This is a genomic window from Thioalkalivibrio sp. ALE12 (assembly GCF_000381105.1).
In the GTDB taxonomy this organism is placed as follows: domain Bacteria; phylum Pseudomonadota; class Gammaproteobacteria; order Ectothiorhodospirales; family Ectothiorhodospiraceae; genus Thioalkalivibrio.
The window spans coordinates 1-16,086 of the sequence record NZ_KB905923.1 but is presented as its reverse complement, the minus strand read 5'-3'; the positions used below and the strand labels follow the sequence as shown (position 1 = coordinate 16,086).

At 64.4% G+C, this 16,086-nt stretch carries 13 protein-coding genes and 1 tRNA gene; all 14 read left to right on the top strand.

Features of this window, described 5'->3' with window-relative positions; all coding sequences use genetic code 11:
- Nucleotides 1–471 (top strand): EF-Tu/IF-2/RF-3 family GTPase (locus tag F614_RS0113575; RefSeq protein ID WP_019559090.1); only part of this gene is annotated, 471 nt, incomplete at its 5' end.
- Between the two features lie 86 nt (nucleotides 472–557).
- Nucleotides 558–633: transfer RNA gene (locus F614_RS0113570), tRNA-Trp, on the top strand.
- 37 nt (nucleotides 634–670) lie between these two features.
- Entirely contained in the window at nucleotides 671–1,036 is a 366-nt protein-coding gene (gene secE / locus F614_RS0113565; protein ID WP_017940469.1) for a preprotein translocase subunit SecE, read from the top strand.
- Between the two features lie 18 nt (nucleotides 1,037–1,054).
- On the top strand, nucleotides 1,055–1,588 hold the full coding sequence (nusG, locus tag F614_RS0113560) for a transcription termination/antitermination protein NusG (RefSeq protein WP_017940468.1): 534 nt from the start codon (nucleotides 1,055–1,057) through the stop codon (nucleotides 1,586–1,588).
- 67 nt (nucleotides 1,589–1,655) lie between these two features.
- The gene (rplK, locus tag F614_RS0113555) at nucleotides 1,656–2,087 is read left to right on the top strand and encodes a 50S ribosomal protein L11 (protein ID WP_018867954.1); all 432 of its coding nucleotides are present in this window, start codon (nucleotides 1,656–1,658) and stop codon (nucleotides 2,085–2,087) included.
- A gap of 1 nt (nucleotide 2,088) precedes the next feature.
- Complete coding sequence (rplA, locus tag F614_RS0113550; protein WP_018867955.1) at nucleotides 2,089–2,784, top strand: 50S ribosomal protein L1; 696 nt, start codon at nucleotides 2,089–2,091, stop codon at nucleotides 2,782–2,784.
- Between the two features lie 214 nt (nucleotides 2,785–2,998).
- Nucleotides 2,999–3,520: a 50S ribosomal protein L10 gene (rplJ, locus tag F614_RS0113545; RefSeq protein WP_018867956.1), complete on the top strand. Its 522-nt coding sequence runs from the start codon at nucleotides 2,999–3,001 to the stop codon at nucleotides 3,518–3,520.
- A 68-nt stretch (nucleotides 3,521–3,588) separates the two neighbouring features.
- Nucleotides 3,589–3,969, top strand: a complete 381-nt coding sequence (gene rplL / locus F614_RS0113540; protein ID WP_018867957.1) for a 50S ribosomal protein L7/L12 — start codon at nucleotides 3,589–3,591, stop codon at nucleotides 3,967–3,969.
- 131 nt (nucleotides 3,970–4,100) lie between these two features.
- Nucleotides 4,101–8,180, top strand: a complete 4,080-nt coding sequence (gene rpoB / locus F614_RS0113535; protein ID WP_019559089.1) for a DNA-directed RNA polymerase subunit beta — start codon at nucleotides 4,101–4,103, stop codon at nucleotides 8,178–8,180.
- Nucleotides 8,181–8,250: 70 nt separating this feature from the next.
- A complete protein-coding gene (rpoC, locus tag F614_RS0113530) occupies nucleotides 8,251–12,471 on the top strand; it encodes a DNA-directed RNA polymerase subunit beta' (RefSeq protein WP_019559088.1) in 4,221 nt (1,406 codons plus the stop codon).
- Nucleotides 12,472–12,579: 108 nt separating this feature from the next.
- Nucleotides 12,580–12,957, top strand: a complete 378-nt coding sequence (rpsL, locus tag F614_RS0113525; RefSeq protein ID WP_017940461.1) for a 30S ribosomal protein S12 — start codon at nucleotides 12,580–12,582, stop codon at nucleotides 12,955–12,957.
- Nucleotides 12,958–12,983: 26 nt separating this feature from the next.
- Nucleotides 12,984–13,451 (top strand): 30S ribosomal protein S7, encoded by a 468-nt coding sequence (gene rpsG / locus F614_RS0113520; RefSeq protein WP_018175517.1) that lies wholly within the window; start codon nucleotides 12,984–12,986, stop codon nucleotides 13,449–13,451.
- Between the two features lie 21 nt (nucleotides 13,452–13,472).
- Nucleotides 13,473–15,569 (top strand): elongation factor G, encoded by a 2,097-nt coding sequence (gene fusA, locus F614_RS0113515; protein WP_018881647.1) that lies wholly within the window; start codon nucleotides 13,473–13,475, stop codon nucleotides 15,567–15,569.
- Between the two features lie 44 nt (nucleotides 15,570–15,613).
- On the top strand, nucleotides 15,614–16,086 hold a 473-nt coding region (locus tag F614_RS0113510), incomplete at its 3' end, for a GTP-binding protein (RefSeq protein WP_019559087.1).

Below are 16,086 nucleotides of genomic sequence, written 5' to 3'. Positions count from 1 at the left end.
GTCGGCGAAGAAATCGAGATCGTCGGGATTCGCGACACCCAGAAGACCACCGTCACCGGTGTCGAGATGTTCCGCAAGCTGCTGGACCAGGGCGAAGCGGGCGACAACGTCGGCATCCTGCTGCGTGGCACCAAGCGTGACGACGTGCAGCGTGGTCAGGTGCTGTGCAAGCCGGGTTCGATCACCCCGCACACGCATTTCGAGGCCGAGGTGTACATCCTGGGCAAGGACGAGGGCGGTCGTCATACGCCGTTCTTCAACGGGTATCGTCCGCAGTTCTACTTCCGCACGACCGACGTGACGGGTTCGGTGGAGCTGCCGGAGGGCACCGAGATGGTGATGCCGGGCGACAACGTCAAGATGACGGTGTCCCTGATCAACCCGATCGCGATGGAAGACGGGCTGCGCTTTGCGATCCGCGAAGGCGGCCGCACCGTCGGCGCCGGCGTCGTCTCCAAGATCATCGAGTGATACAGTAGACAAGTTGACAGATCGACCGCGAGAGGCGGCGCCGGGTGCGTCGTCTCTCGCGTTTGTTTCTTGTCGATTCGATTTATAGGCCAGTAGCTCAATTGGCAGAGCAGCGGTCTCCAAAACCGCAGGTTGGGGGTTCGAGTCCCTCCTGGCCTGCCATCTTCCGGATGGCGGCAGCACCGGGTGATACGTATTCATGAGTGAACAATCGGAACAGACCGGCGTGCTTGATACCGTCAAGCTCGCGGTGGCCGTGGCGCTGCTGATTGCCGGCGTCATGGGCTTCTATTGGTTCCAGGACGAATCCACTCTGATTCGCGTCCTCGGGCTGCTCGCCGTTGTGGGGGTCGCCATCGGCATCGGGATGACGACCGCCAAGGGCAGCCAGCTCGCCGGCTTCATGGGCAACGCGCGCACCGAGGTGCGCAAGATGGTGTGGCCCACCCGCGTCGAGACGACCCAGACCACGCTGATCGTCATTGCTGTCGTGATCCTGGTTGGGATCTTCCTCTGGCTCCTGGACATGTTCCTGGGCTGGGGCATCAGTCGGTTCATCGGATAAGCATCAGGATTCTCGACCATGGCACTACGCTGGTACGTCGTACAGGCATTCTCGGGTTTCGAGGCGCAGGTGAAGCGGTCCCTGGAGGAGCGCATCGAGCGCTTCGGCATGCAGGACCACTTTGGCGAGATCCTCGTGCCCACCGAGGAGGTCGTCGAGATGAAGGACGGCCAGAAGCGCAAGAGCGAGCGCAAGTTCTTCCCCGGCTACGTGCTGGTGCAGATGGATCTGAACGACGAGGCCTGGCACCTGGTGAAGGCCGTGCCGCGCGTGCTCGGCTTTATCGGCGGTACCGCCGACCGCCCCGCGCCGATTAGCGACAAGGAAGCCGACGCCATCCTGCAGCGCATGCAGGAAGGCGCCGAGAAGCCGCGCCCGAAGGTCCTGTTCGAGGTGGGCGAGATGGTTCGCGTGATCGATGGGCCGTTCAACGACTTCAACGGCGTGGTCGAAGAGGTCAACTACGACAAGAGCCGCCTGCTGGTGGCCGTCCAGATTTTCGGCCGCTCGACGCCCGTGGAACTGGAGTTCCACCAAGTCGAGAAAACCTGACCGACGCGCAAGCGTCGTTACCTGCTGATCGGGGAGCCGCGAGGCGTTCGCACCCGAGGGAGTTCTCATGGCAAAGAAAATCGAAGCGTATATCAAGCTTCAGGTCCCGGCCGGCAAGGCCAACCCGAGCCCGCCCGTGGGCCCCGCGCTGGGTCAGCGCGGTGTGAACATCATGGAGTTCTGCAAGGCGTTCAACGCGCAGACCCAGGAAATGGAGCCCGGTCTGCCGATCCCGGTGGTCATCACCGTGTACGCCGATCGCAGCTTCACGTTCATCACCAAGACGCCGCCGGCGGCGATCCTGCTGAAGAAGGCCGCGGGCATCCAGTCCGGGTCCGGTCAGCCGAATACCAACAAGGTGGGTACGGTCACCCGTGCCCAGCTGGAAGAGATCGCGAAGACCAAGGAACCCGACCTGACGGCGGCGGATCTGGATGCCGCGGTCCGTACCATTGCCGGTAGTGCCCGCAGTATGGGCCTCGAAGTGGAGGGTCTCTGACATGGCAAAGCTTTCCAAGCGTATGCAGGCCATCCGCGAGAAGGTCGAACCGACTCGTCTGTATCCGGTGACCGAGGCCTTTGATCTCCTGCGGGACCTGCCCAAGGCCAAGTTCCGCGAGTCGGTCGATGTCGCCGTGAACCTGGGCGTTGATCCGCGCAAGTCCGATCAGGTGGTGCGTGGTTCCACCGTGCTGCCGCACGGCAACGGCAAGACCGTTCGCGTGGCCGTGTTCACCCAGGGTGCCAACGCCGATGCGGCGAAGGAAGCTGGCGCCGACGTGGTCGGCATGGACGACCTCGCCGAACAGGTGAAGGCCGGTCAGATGGACTTCGACGTGGTGATCGCCTCCCCGGACGCGATGCGCGTGGTGGGTCAGTTGGGCCAGATCCTCGGGCCGCGCGGCCTGATGCCGAACCCGAAGGTCGGCACCGTGACCCCCGATGTGGCCACCGCGGTGACCAACGCCAAGGGCGGTCAGGTGCGCTATCGCACCGACAAGGGCGGCATCGTGCACTGCACGATCGGCGCGGCGGATTTCGAATCCAGCGCGCTTGCCGAGAACCTGAACGCCCTGCTGGCCGATCTGGTCAAGATGAAGCCGGCGACCTCCAAGGGTCAGTACGTCAAGGGCGTGGTGGTCTCGACCACCATGGGTCCGGGCGTCAAGGTCGATCAGGGCTCGCTGAGCCTCTGAGCAACAACATTCGGTTTTTGGTCGGCTGTCGCGCAAGCGGCACGCCATCCAAGACCGCAGGCGCGGGGCCTTCGGGCCCGGCTTAATACCCCAGCCTGCGCAGATGGTGTCACCCGATTCAGGAAGTACCTGCGACGGGAGCACCGCAGTACCGGGTTCGCCCGGTTTCACGACCGCCTTCGGGTGGTCTTATTAGAGGAGAGTCAACGTGGCTTTGAATCTCGATGACAAGAAGGTGATTGTCTCGGAACTGGCTACGGTTGCTGCCTCGGCACATTCCGCGGTCGCCGCGGAATATCGGGGTCTCTCGGTAGCGCAGATGACCGACCTGCGTCGGCAGGCACGGTCCTCCGGTGTCTATCTGCGAGTGGTGAAGAACAACCTCGCCAAGCGTGCCATTGAGGGGACGGATTTCGAGTGCATGCAGCCCGAGCTGCATGGCCCGCTGATCCTGGCCTTCAGTGAAGAGGAGCCCAGCTCCGCCGCGCGCCTGGTGAAGGACTTCGCCAAGGAAAACGATCAGCTGAAGGTCCGGCTGGTGTCCTTTGGTGGGCAGCTCATGGGGGCGAATGATCTCGATCGCCTCGCGAGCCTGCCGACGCGTGAAGAGGCCCTTGCGCAGCTTCTCGCCACCATGAAGGCGCCGCTCGACAAGTTCGCCCGTACGGTGAACGAAGTCCCCGGCAAGCTGGTGCGTACCGTTGCAGCAATCCGTGACCAGAAACAGGCAGCCTGAACCCTTACCGCCTTTTTCTGCAGCAAGTACTGAATGAATTCGGGTACGACCCGTTAGGAGAGTTAGAAATGGCCGTTTCGAAAGAAGATATCCTGGAAGCCATCGGCAACATGACGGTCCTCGAGATCGTGGACCTGATCAGCGAGATGGAAGAGAAGTTCGGCGTGTCCGCCGCTGCCGCCGTCGCGGCCGCCCCGGCCGCTGCCGGTGGTGGTGAAGCCGCCGCCGCCGAAGCCAAGGACGAGTTCGACGTCGTGATGTCCAGCTTCGGCGACAACAAGGTCGGCGTGATCAAGGTCGTGCGCGGCCTGACCGGGCTGGGTCTGAAGGAAGCCAAGGAAATGGTCGAAGGCGTGCCGGCGACCGTGAAGGAAGGCGCGCCGAAGGAAGAGGCCGAGAAGATGAAGACGGAACTGGAAGAAGCGGGCGCCACCGTCGAACTGAAGTAAGAAGGCGCTTGCGCCTGTTGTTTTCGTGTACATCACGAAGCCCTGAGGCTGGCGGCCGTTTGGTCGTCAGCCTCAGCCCGTGGTGGCGCGGGTTTTGTTCCGCGTTGTTCAGCTAGCCTCCGAGGTAAGCCATGGCCCTCAGTTATACCGAAAAGAAACGTATCCGCAAGGACTTCGGGAAGCGTCCCCAGATCCTCGACGTCCCGTACCTGCTCGAGACCCAGTTGACGTCCTATCGGGATTTCCTGCAGGCGGACCAAGCGCCGGACGGGCGTGATCCCCTGGGCCTGCACGCGGCGTTTCAGTCGGTATTCCCCATCGTCAGCTATTCCGGTCATGTCCAGCTCGAGTACGTGAGCTACCGCCTGGGCGAGCCGATGTTCGACGTGAAGGAATGCCAGATCCGTGGCGTGACCTATGCGGCCCCGCTGCGTGTGCTGCTGCGCCTCGTGATCCACGACAAGGAAGCCCCGGCGGGCTCCACCGTGGTCAAGGAGGTCAAGGAGCAGGAGGTCTACATGGGCGAGATGCCGCTCATGACGGAGAACGGCACCTTCGTCATCAATGGCACCGAACGCGTGATCGTGTCGCAGCTGCACCGCTCCCCCGGTGTGTTCTTCGACAGCGACAAGGGCAAGACGCAGGGCAGCGCGCAGAAGCTGCTCTATAACGCCCGCATCATTCCGTACCGCGGTTCCTGGCTGGACTTCGAGTTCGACGCCAAGGACGGGGTATACGTGCGCATCGACCGTCGCCGCAAGCTGCCGGCGTCGATCCTGCTGCGCGCACTGGGCATGGATACCGAAGAGATCCTGGCCACCTTTTTCGAATTCAACCAGCTCACCCTCGACGAGGATGGTGGCGAGCTGGACCTGATCCCCGAGCGCATGCGCGGCGAGACCGCCGTGGTGGATATCACCGACGGTGACAAGGTCATCGTCGAGGCGGGTCGCCGCATCACCCCCCGTCACATCCGGGAGATCGAGAAGGCCGGCATCAGCACCCTGCGGGTGCCGGACGAATACCTGCTGGGTCGTGTGCTGGCCAAGGGCGTGGTGGACGAGTCCACCGGCGAACTGATCGCCGGCGCCAACGACGCCCTGACCCAGGAACTGCTGGACAAGCTGCGCGCCGAGGGTGTGAAGACCCTGCAGACGATCTACACCAACGACTACGACCATGGTCCGTACATGTCGGACACCCTGCGTCTGGACCCGACCAAGACGCAGCTGGAGGCGCAGGTCGAGATCTACCGCGTGATGCGCCCGGGCGAGCCGCCGACCAAGGACGCCGCGGAGAACCTGTTCTCCAACCTGTTCTTCTCCGAGGATCGCTACGACCTCTCCGCCGTGGGCCGCATGAAGTTCAACCGTCGCGTGGGTCGCGAGACCGACGAGGGCGAGGGCGTGCTGTCGCCGGAGGACATCCTGGATGTGCTGAAGGTCCTGATCGACCTGCGCAACGGCAACGGCCGCACCGACGACATCGACCACCTGGGCAACCGCCGCATCCGCAGCGTGGGCGAGATGGCCGAGAACCAGTTCCGTCTGGGCCTGGTGCGGGTCGAGCGCGCGGTCAAGGAACGTCTGACCGTCGCCGAGAGCGAGGGCCTGATGCCGCAGGAGCTGATCAACGCCAAGCCGGTGGCGGCCGCGGTCAAGGAGTTCTTCGGGTCCAGCCAGCTGTCGCAGTTCATGGACCAGAACAACCCGCTGTCCGAGGTCACCCACAAGCGCCGCATCTCCGCGCTGGGCCCGGGCGGCCTGACCCGCGAACGTGCCGGCTTCGAGGTGCGCGACGTGCATCCGACGCACTACGGTCGCGTCTGCCCGATCGAGACCCCGGAAGGTCCGAACATCGGCCTGATCAATTCTCTGGCGGTGTACGCCCGCACCAACCGCTACGGCTTCCTGGAGACGCCGTACCGCAAGGTCGAGGACGGCAAGGTCACCGAGGAGATCGTCTACCTCTCCGCGATCGAGGAGAGCCAGTACGTGATCGCCCAGGCGAACGCGGCCATGGACGACGAAGGCCGTCTGAGCGACGACCTCGTCTCCTGCCGTCACCAGGAAGAGTTCACGATCTCGACCCCGGACAAGATCCAGTACATGGATATCTCGCCGAAGCAGATCGTGTCGGTGGCGGCCGCGCTGCTGCCGTTCCTGGAGCACGATGACGCGAACCGCGCCCTGATGGGTGCGAACATGCAGCGTCAGGCCGTGCCGTGCCTGCGTGCCGACAAGCCGCTGGTGGGCACCGGCATCGAGCGCGCCGTCGCCATCGACTCCGGCTCCGCGATCGTCGCCAAGCGCGGCGGGACTGTGGACTCGGTCGATGCCGGTCGCGTGGTGGTCCGGGTCAACGACGACGAGACCGTGGCCGGCGAGCCGGGCGTGGACATCTACAACCTGACCAAGTACTCGCGTTCCAACCAGAACACCTCCATCAACCAGCGGCCGCTGGTCGCGGTGGGCGACGAGATCGCCCGCGGCGACGCGATCGCGGACGGCTCCTCCACCGACATGGGTGAGCTGGCGCTGGGCCAGAACATGATGGTCGCGTTCATGCCGTGGAACGGCTACAACTTCGAGGACTCGATCCTGATCTCGGAGCGGGTGGTGCAGGAGGACCGCTACACCACCATCCATATCGAGGAGCTCAACTGTGTCGCCCGCGACACCAAGCTGGGCCAGGAAGAGATCACCGCGGATATCCCGAACGTCTCCGAGTCCCTGCTGAACAAGCTGGACGAGTCCGGCGTCGTGTATGTCGGCGCCGAGGTGAATCCGGGCGATATCCTGGTGGGCAAGGTGACGCCGAAGGGCGAGACCCAGCTGACGCCGGAAGAGAAACTCCTGAGGGCGATCTTCGGCGAGAAGGCCTCCGACGTGAAGGACACCTCCCTGCGCGTCCCGTCCGGCATCGAGGGCACGGTGATCGACGTGCGCGTGTTCACCCGCGACGGTGTGGAGAAGGACGCCCGCGCCAAGTCGATCGAGGCCGACGATCTCGCCGCCGTGCAGAAGGACCTGAAGGACCAGCTGCGCATCTACGAGGACGATATCTACGCCCGCGTGGAGAAGCTGCTGGTCAACAAGACCGCCGCCGGCGGGCCGGACGGCCTGGGTGACGGCTCCAAGGTCACCAAGAAGTACCTGCAGGGCCTGTCCCGCGACAAGTGGTTCGAGGTGCGGCTGAAGGACGACGCGGTCAACTCCCAGCTGGAGGACCTTGGTCGTCAGATCCAGGACCAGCACGAGGCGTTCGAGAAGAAGTTCGAGCACCAGAAGGCCAAGCTGGCCGCGGGCGACGACCTGCCGCCGGGCGTGCAGAAGATGGTCAAGGTGTACGTGGCCGTGAAGCGTCGCCTGCAGCCGGGCGACAAGATGGCCGGTCGCCACGGCAACAAGGGCGTGATCTCGATGATCGTGCCGGAAGAGGACATGCCGTTCCTCGAGGACGGGACCCCGGTCGACGTGGTGCTGAACCCGCTGGGCGTGCCCTCGCGCATGAACGTCGGGCAGGTGCTGGAGGTTCACCTCGGGTGGGCCGCCAAGGGCCTGGGCGACAAGATCAACCGCATGCTCGAGGCCCAGGCCGAGATCGCGAAGCTGCGCGAGTTCCTCGACAAGATCTACAACCACCGCGAGCGCAAGGTGGACCTCGACTCCATGTCGGATGCCGAGATCATCACCCTGTGCAGGAACCTGCGCGGTGGCGTGCCGATGGCGACGCCGGTATTCGACGGTGCCGAAGAGGCCGAGATCAAGGAGATGCTGCGCCTGGCGGACCTGCCCGAGACCGGGCAGGCCCAGCTCTACGATGGCCGCACCGGCGACGAATTCGATCGCCCGGTCACCGTGGGCTACATGCACATGCTGAAGCTGAACCACCTGGTGGACGACAAGATGCATGCGCGTTCCACCGGCCCGTACTCGCTGGTTACCCAGCAGCCGCTGGGCGGCAAGGCACAGTTCGGCGGTCAGCGCTTCGGCGAAATGGAGGTCTGGGCACTGGAGGCCTACGGCGCCGCCTACACCCTGCAGGAGATGCTGACGGTGAAGGCGGACGACGTGCAGGGCCGTAACAAGATGTACAAGAACATCGTTGACGGTGAGCACCACATGGAGGCCAACGTCCCCGAGTCGTTCAACGTGCTCATGAAGGAGATCAAGGCGCTCGGCATCAATATCGAGCTCGAGCAGGACTGATCTTCTCCGATCCGATTGTGATCCGACGGGGCGTGCGCGCCCCTCGAAACCAAGTTTGTGAGGCAAGCGAATGAAAGACCTCCTGAATCTGTTCAAGCAGCAGACCCAGCCGGAAGAGTTCGATGCGATCCGCATCGGCCTGGCGTCCTCGGACCAGATCCGTTCCTGGTCCTTTGGCGAGGTGAAGAAGCCGGAGACCATCAACTACCGGACCTTCAAGCCGGAGCGTGACGGCCTGTTCTGCGCGAAGATCTTCGGGCCGGTGAAGGACTATGAGTGCCTGTGCGGCAAGTACAAGCGCCTGAAGCATCGCGGCGTGGTCTGCGAGAAGTGCGGCGTCGAGGTTACCCAGACCAAGGTGCGCCGCGAGCGCATGGGGCATATCGACCTGGCCTCGCCGGTCGCCCACATCTGGTACCTGAAGAGCTTGCCGTCCCGCATCGGCCTCCTGCTGGACATGACCCTGAAGGACATCGAGAAGGTGCTCTACTTCGAGTCCTTCATCGTGACCGATCCGGGCTTCACCACGCTCGAGAAGCGCCAGCTCCTGACCGACGAGGAATACCTCGAGGCGATGGAAGAGCACGGCGATGACTTCACTGCGCTGATGGGCGCCGAGGCCGTACTGAGCCTGCTGAAGGAGATGGATCTGCCGGCCGAGGCCGCGAAGTTGCGCCAGGATCTGGCCGAGACCGGCTCCGAGACCAAGATCAAACGCCTGGGCAAGCGGCTCAAGCTGGTCGAGTCCTTCCTCGAGTCCGGCAACAAGCCGGAGTGGATGATCATGAAGGTCCTGCCGGTGCTGCCGCCGGACCTGCGCCCGCTGGTGCCGCTGGACGGTGGCCGCTTCGCGACCTCTGACCTTAACGACCTGTACCGCCGGGTGATCAACCGCAACAACCGCCTGCGCCGCCTGCTGGAGCTGAACGCCCCGGACATCATCGTGCGCAACGAAAAGCGCATGCTGCAGGAGTCGGTGGATGCGCTGCTGGACAACGGCCGTCGCGGCCGTGCGATCACCGGCACCAACAAGCGCCCGCTGAAGTCCCTGGCCGACATGATCAAGGGCAAGCAGGGCCGCTTCCGCCAGAACCTGCTGGGCAAGCGCGTCGACTACTCCGGTCGTTCCGTGATCGTGGTGGGCCCGACGCTTCGCCTGCACCAGTGTGGCCTGCCCAAGCGCATGGCGCTGGAACTGTTCAAGCCGTTCATCTTCGGCAAGCTGCAGCGCCGTGGCCTGGCCACCACCATCAAGGCCGCCAAGAAGGCCGTTGAGAAGGAAGGCCCCGAGGTCTGGGATATCCTCGAAGAGGTGATCCGCGAGCATCCGGTGATGCTGAACCGCGCCCCGACCCTGCACCGCCTGGGCATCCAGGCCTTCGAGCCGGTGCTGATCGAGGGCAAGGCGATCCAGCTGCATCCGCTGGTCTGCGCGGCGTTCAACGCCGACTTCGACGGTGACCAGATGGCCGTGCACGTGCCGCTGTCACTGGAGGCCCAGCTGGAGGCGCGCACGCTGATGCTCTCCTCCAACAATGTGCTGTCTCCGGCCAACGGCGAGCCGATCATCGTGCCGTCGCAGGACATCGTGCTCGGCCTGTATTACCTCTCGCGCGAGAAGGTGAACGCCAAGGGCGAGGGCATGACCTTCTCCGACGTGGACGAGGTGCACCGCGCGTACGAGCACAAGCAGGTGGACCTGCATGCGCGCATCACCGTGCGCATCGCCGACACCATGGCAGAGGTCGCCGAGGGCGAAGCGCTGCCGTCCATGCGCGTGGAGACCACGGTCGGTCGCGCGATCCTGTCGCGCATCATGCCCAAGGGTCTGCCGTTCGAGCTGATCGACCGCGAGCTGAACAAGAAGGCAATCTCCGGGCTGATCAACTCCTGCTACCGCCGCCTGGGCCTGAAGGACACGGTCGTGTTCGCGGACCAGCTGATGTACGCGGGCTTCTACTACTCCACCCGTGCCGGCGTGTCCTTCTGCGCCGACGACATGGTGATCCCGGACGAGAAGCACCCGATCCTGCAGGGCGCCGAGGACCAGGTGAAGGAGATCGAGGATCAGTACGCCTCGGGTCTCGTCACCAAGGGCGAGCGCTACAACAAGGTCGTGGACATCTGGTCGCACTGCAATGACCAGGTCGCCAAGGCCATGATGGAGCGCCTCGGCAAGGAGCATGTCACCAACAAGGACGGCGAGACGGTCGAGCAGAACTCGTTCAACTCGATCTTCATGATGGCCGATTCCGGCGCGCGTGGTTCCGCCGCGCAGATTCGCCAGCTGGCCGGCATGCGGGGCCTGATGGCCAAGCCGGACGGCTCCATCATCGAGACGCCGATCACCGCGAACTTTCGCGAGGGTCTGAACGTCCTGCAGTACTTCATCTCCACCCACGGCGCGCGCAAGGGCCTGGCGGACACTGCGCTGAAGACCGCGAACTCGGGCTACCTGACCCGTCGCCTGGTGGATGTCTCCCAGGACGTCGTGGTGACCGAGCCGGACTGCGGCACCGAGCAGGGCCTGTTGATGAAACCGATCATCGAGGGCGGCGACGTCGTCGAACCGCTCCGGGATCGCGTGCTTGGGCGTACCACCGCGGTGGACGTTCTCCGCCCGGGCACCGACGAGGTGCTGGTGCCCGCGGGCACCCTGCTGGACGAGGCCATGGTGGACACCCTGGACGGGGCGTCGGTGGACGAGGTGCTGGTGCGTTCGGCGATTACCTGCGAGACCCGCCAGGGCATCTGCGCCAAGTGCTACGGTCGCGATCTGGCCCGTGGCCACGAGGTCAACGCCGGGGAAGCCGTGGGCGTCATCGCTGCGCAGTCGATCGGCGAGCCGGGTACCCAGCTGACCATGCGTACCTTCCACATCGGCGGCGCCGCGAGCCGTGCGGTGACGGTCAGCGCGATCCAGGTGAAGAACTCCGGGGCCGCGCGCCTGCACAACCTGAAGACGGTCACCAACAAGGCCGGCAACCTGGTCGCGGTGTCGCGTTCCGGCGAGCTGGGCGTGATCGATGATCAGGGCCGCGAGCGCGAGCGTTACAAGATCCCGTACGGGGCGACCATCACGGTCCACGACGGGGACACCGTCGAGGCCGGCCAGGAGGTCGCGACCTGGGATCCGCATACCCATCCGATCGTCACCGAGGTGGCCGGTAACATCCGTCTGGCGGATTTCGTCGAGAACGTCACCGTCACCAAGGAGACCGACGAGTTCACCGGGCTGTCGTCCAACGTGGTGCTGGATCCGAAGAGCCGCTCGTCGGCCGGCAAGGATCTGCGCCCGACGGTCAAGCTGCTCGACGACGACGGCAACGAGGTGTACATCCCGGGCACCGATATGCCCGCGCAGTACATGCTGCCGGCCAACGCGATCTTCAACCTGGAGGACAACGCCCGGGTCGAGGTCGGTGACGTCATCGCCCGGCTGCCGCAGGAATCCTCCAAGACCCGTGACATCACCGGGGGTCTGCCGCGCGTGGCCGACCTGTTCGAGGCGCGGCGCCCGAAGGAGCCGGCGGTGCTGGCGGAAATCTCGGGTACCGTGTCCTTCGGCAAGGAGACCAAGGGGAAGCAGCGCCTGGTGATCACCCCGGACAAGGGCGACCCGGTCGAGATGCTGATCCCGAAGCTTCGGACCGTCAACGTCTTCGAGGGCGAGCGCGTGGAGCGCGGCGAGGTCGTGGTCGACGGCGAGCTGGATCCACACGACATCCTGCGCCTGCGCGGTGTCACCACGCTGGCCGAGTACCAGGTGCAGGAGATCCAGGACGTCTACCGCCTCCAGGGCGTGAAGATCAACGACAAGCACATCGAGGTGATCGTCCGGCAGATGATGCGCAAGGTGAACATCGTGGACGCGGGCGATACCAAGTTCCTCGCCGGGGACCAGGTGGACCGCACGCGCGTCCTCGAGGAGAACGAGCAACTGGGTGCGGACCAGCAGCCGGCAACCTACGAGCGTGTGCTCCTGGGGATCACCAAGGCCTCGCTGGTCACCGAGTCGTTCATCTCCGCGGCCTCCTTCCAGGAGACCACCCGCGTCCTGACCGAGGCCTCCACCCGTGGCGCCCGCGACGACCTGCGCGGTCTGAAGGAGAACGTGATTGTCGGGCGCCTGATCCCCGCCGGGACGGGCCTCGCCTACCACAAGGAGCGCCGTCGCAAGCGCGCGCTGGAAATGCCCGAGTTCGAGGCGGTTGAGGAGACACAGGCGGCCACCGCCGAGTCCGAGCCCGCCACCACCGATCCGGGTACCGCGGAAGACGGGTCCGAGTGACCCGTCCCATCTTGACACTCACGGGGGCGGCGATTAGAATTCCGCTCCCTCGACAGGCCGGTCTCGGCGCCGGCCTGTCGTTATTTTTAGGCTAGGAGAAAGGGTTTCATGGCCACGATCAACCAGTTGGTACGCAAGCCCCGCAAGCGCCCCGTCGAAAAGAGCGATGTGCCGGCGCTGCAGGGTTCCCCGCAGAAGCGCGGGGTCTGCACCCGTGTCTACACGACCACCCCGAAGAAGCCGAACTCGGCGCTGCGCAAGGTTGCGCGCGTGCGGCTGACCAATGGCTACGAGGTCAGTAGCTACATCGGCGGTGAAGGCCACAACCTGCAGGAGCACTCGGTGGTCCTGATTCGGGGCGGCCGCGTGAAGGACCTCCCGGGTGTGCGCTACCACACGGTGCGCGGCAGCCTGGATACCCAGGGTGTGCAGAAGCGCGCCCAGGGCCGTTCCAAGTACGGCACCAAGCGTCCCAAGAAATCCTAACCGAGATCCAGTCCGGGAACTGAAACATGTCTAGAAGAGCAGCTGCCCCCAAGCGTCACATCCTCCCCGACCCGAAGTTCGGAAGCGAGCGCCTGGCCAAGTTCATCAACACGGTCATGCGTGACGGCAAGAAGTCCGTCGCCGAGCAGGTCGTGTACGGCGCCCTGGACCAGATCGAGTCCAAGCAGGGCGACGGGATGGGCGCGCTGGAGCGTGCCCTGGACAACATCCGCCCGCGTGTCGAGGTCAAATCGCGCCGCGTCGGTGGCGCGACCTATCAGGTTCCGGTGGAAGTCCGCTCGGTGCGTCAGGACGCGCTGGCGATGCGCTGGGTGGTCGAGGCCGCCCGCAAGCGTGGCGAACGGACCATGGCCCTGAAGCTGGCAGGCGAACTGATGGACGCCGCCGACAGCAAGGGCTCGGCCGTGAAGAAGCGCGAAGACACTCACCGCATGGCGGAAGCGAACAAGGCGTTCGCCCATTTCCGCTGGTAAATCTGTTTAGAGAGGCTCACCGTGGCACGCAAGACCCCACTTAAGCGCTACCGGAACATCGGGATCAGCGCGCACATCGACGCCGGCAAGACGACGACGACCGAACGCATCCTGTTCTACACCGGTCTGTCGCACAAGATCGGCGAGGTGCATGACGGTGCAGCCGTGATGGACTGGATGGAGCAGGAGCAGGAGCGCGGGATCACCATCACCTCCGCGGCGACCACCAGCTTCTGGTCCGGTATGGCCAAGCAGTTCGACGAGCACCGGGTGAATATCATCGATACCCCCGGGCACGTGGACTTCACCATCGAAGTCGAGCGCTCCATGCGTGTGCTCGACGGCGCGGTCATGGTGTACTGCGCGGTCGGTGGCGTGCAGCCGCAGTCCGAGACCGTGTGGCGCCAGGCGACCAAGTACGCCGTGCCGCGTATGGCGTTCGTGAACAAGATGGACCGCGCCGGCGCCGACTTCCTGCGCGTCTATGAACAGATGAAGGAACGCCTGCAGGCGAACCCGGTCCCGATCCAGCTGCCGATCGGCGCGGAGGACCAGTTCAAGGGCGTGATCGACCTGGTGAAGATGCAGGCCATCTACTGGGACGAGGACAACTTCGGCATCTCCTTCGAATACAAGGATATCCCGGAGGAGCTCAAGGCCGAGGCCGAGAAGTGGCGCGAGAACATGCTCGAGGCGGCCGCCGAGGCCAACGAAGAGCTGATGGACAAGTACCTCAACGAGGGCACGCTCAGCGAGGAAGAGATCAAGTCCGCGCTGCGCCATCGCACCATCGAGCTCGAGATCGTGCCGATGCTGTGCGGCTCCGCGTTCAAGAACAAGGGTGTGCAGGCGATGCTCGACGCGGTCGTCGAGTACCTGCCATCGCCGGAAGAGGTCAAGGCGATCAAGGGCGTCAAGGCGGGCACCGAGGAGCCGGTCGAGAAGCACGCCTCCGATGACGAGCCGTTCGCCGCGCTGGCGTTCAAGATCATGACCGACCCCTACGTGGGCTCGCTGACCTTCGTGCGCGTCTATTCGGGCGTGCTGTCGGCCGGCGACTCGGTCCTGAACACGCAGAACAACCGCCGCGAGCGCATCGGCCGCATCCTGCAGATGCACTCGAACTCCCGCGAGGAGATCAAGGAGCTGCGCGCGGGTGACATCGGCGCCGTGGTCGGTCTGAAGGACCTGTACACCGGGACCACGCTGTGCGACCCGAACGACCCGGTCGAACTGGAGCGTATGGAGTTCCCGGATCCGGTGATCTCCATCGCGGTCGAGCCGAAAACCAAGACCGACCAGGAAAAGATGGGTATCGCGCTGAACAAGCTGGCGCAGGAAGATCCGTCGTTCCGCGTGCGGACCGACGAGGAATCCGGGCAGACCATCATCTCCGGCATGGGCGAGCTGCACCTGGAGGTGCTGGTCGACCGCATGAAGCGGGAATTCAAGGTCGAGGCGAACGTGGGTCAGCCCCAGGTGGCCTACCGCGAGACCATCCGCAAGACGGTCGAACAGGAAGGCAAGTTCGTGCGCCAGTCCGGTGGTCGCGGCCAGTACGGTCACGTCTGGATCCGCATCGAGCCGCTGGAGCCCGGCGAAGGCTACAAGTTCGAGAACGCCATCGTGGGTGGTGTGGTGCCGAAGGACTACATCCCGGCCGTCTCCAAGGGCATCGAGGAGCAGATGGCCAACGGTGTGCTCGCCGGGTATCCGGTCGAGGACGTCAAGGTCACCCTGTTCGACGGCTCCTACCATGACGTCGACTCCAACGAGATGGCGTTCAAGGTGGCCGGTTCGATGGCCTTCAAGGAAGGCGCCCTGAAGGCGGGTGCCGTGCTGCTCGAGCCGATGATGAAGGTCGAGGTGGAGACGCCCGAGGAGTACATGGGCGACGTGATGGGCGACCTCAATCGCCGCCGCGGTCTGGTGAAGGGCATGGAAGACGTGGCCGGCCAGAAGCTGCTGAAGGCCGAGGTGCCGCTGTCCGAGATGTTCGGCTACTCGACCCAGCTGCGCTCGATGAGCCAGGGCCGCGCGACCTACTCGATGGAATTCGAGAAGTACGCCGAGGCCCCCGCCCAGATCGCCGAGGCGGTTGCCGCCAAGGCGTCCTGATACCGAATTCGCGTTATTTGAAAGAACTGCAAGAGGTTTGAGCTGTGTCCAAGGAAAAGTTCGAGCGTAAGAAGCCGCATGTGAATGTGGGGACGATTGGTCATGTGGACCATGGGAAAACGACGCTGACGGCGGCGATGACGGCGGTGCTGGGTAAGAAGTACGGGAGCGAAGCCCGTGCGTTTGACCAGATCGACAATGCGCCGGAAGAGAAGGCGCGCGGGATCACGATTGCGACCGCGCACGTCGAATACGAAAGCGACATTCGCCACTATGCGCACGTCGACTGCCCCGGGCACGCGGACTATGTGAAGAACATGATCACGGGTGCGGCGCAGATGGACGGCGCGATCCTGGTGGTGTCGGCGGCCGATGGCCCGATGCCGCAGACCCGCGAGCACATCCTGCTGGCGCGTCAGGTCGGTGTGCCGTACATCGTGGTGTTCCTGAACAAGGCCGACATGGTCGACGATCCGGAGCTGCTGGAGCTGGTCGAGATGGAAGTTCGCGACCTGCT

Bases quoted from the DNA above. Each gene is read 5' to 3' on its own strand.
- rpoC (WP_019559088.1), top strand. From the start codon at position 8,251: ATGAAAGACCTCCTGAATCTGTTCAAGCAGCAGACCCAGCCGGAAGAG.
- rplL (WP_018867957.1), top strand. From the start codon at position 3,589: ATGGCCGTTTCGAAAGAAGATATCCTGGAAGCCATCGGCAACATGACG.
- rplK (WP_018867954.1), top strand. From the start codon at position 1,656: ATGGCAAAGAAAATCGAAGCGTATATCAAGCTTCAGGTCCCGGCCGGC.
- rpoB (WP_019559089.1), top strand. From the start codon at position 4,101: ATGGCCCTCAGTTATACCGAAAAGAAACGTATCCGCAAGGACTTCGGG.
- secE (WP_017940469.1), top strand. From the start codon at position 671: ATGAGTGAACAATCGGAACAGACCGGCGTGCTTGATACCGTCAAGCTC.
- nusG (WP_017940468.1), top strand. From the start codon at position 1,055: ATGGCACTACGCTGGTACGTCGTACAGGCATTCTCGGGTTTCGAGGCG.
- rpsG (WP_018175517.1), top strand. From the start codon at position 12,984: ATGTCTAGAAGAGCAGCTGCCCCCAAGCGTCACATCCTCCCCGACCCG.
- rpsL (WP_017940461.1), top strand. From the start codon at position 12,580: ATGGCCACGATCAACCAGTTGGTACGCAAGCCCCGCAAGCGCCCCGTC.
- rplA (WP_018867955.1), top strand. From the start codon at position 2,089: ATGGCAAAGCTTTCCAAGCGTATGCAGGCCATCCGCGAGAAGGTCGAA.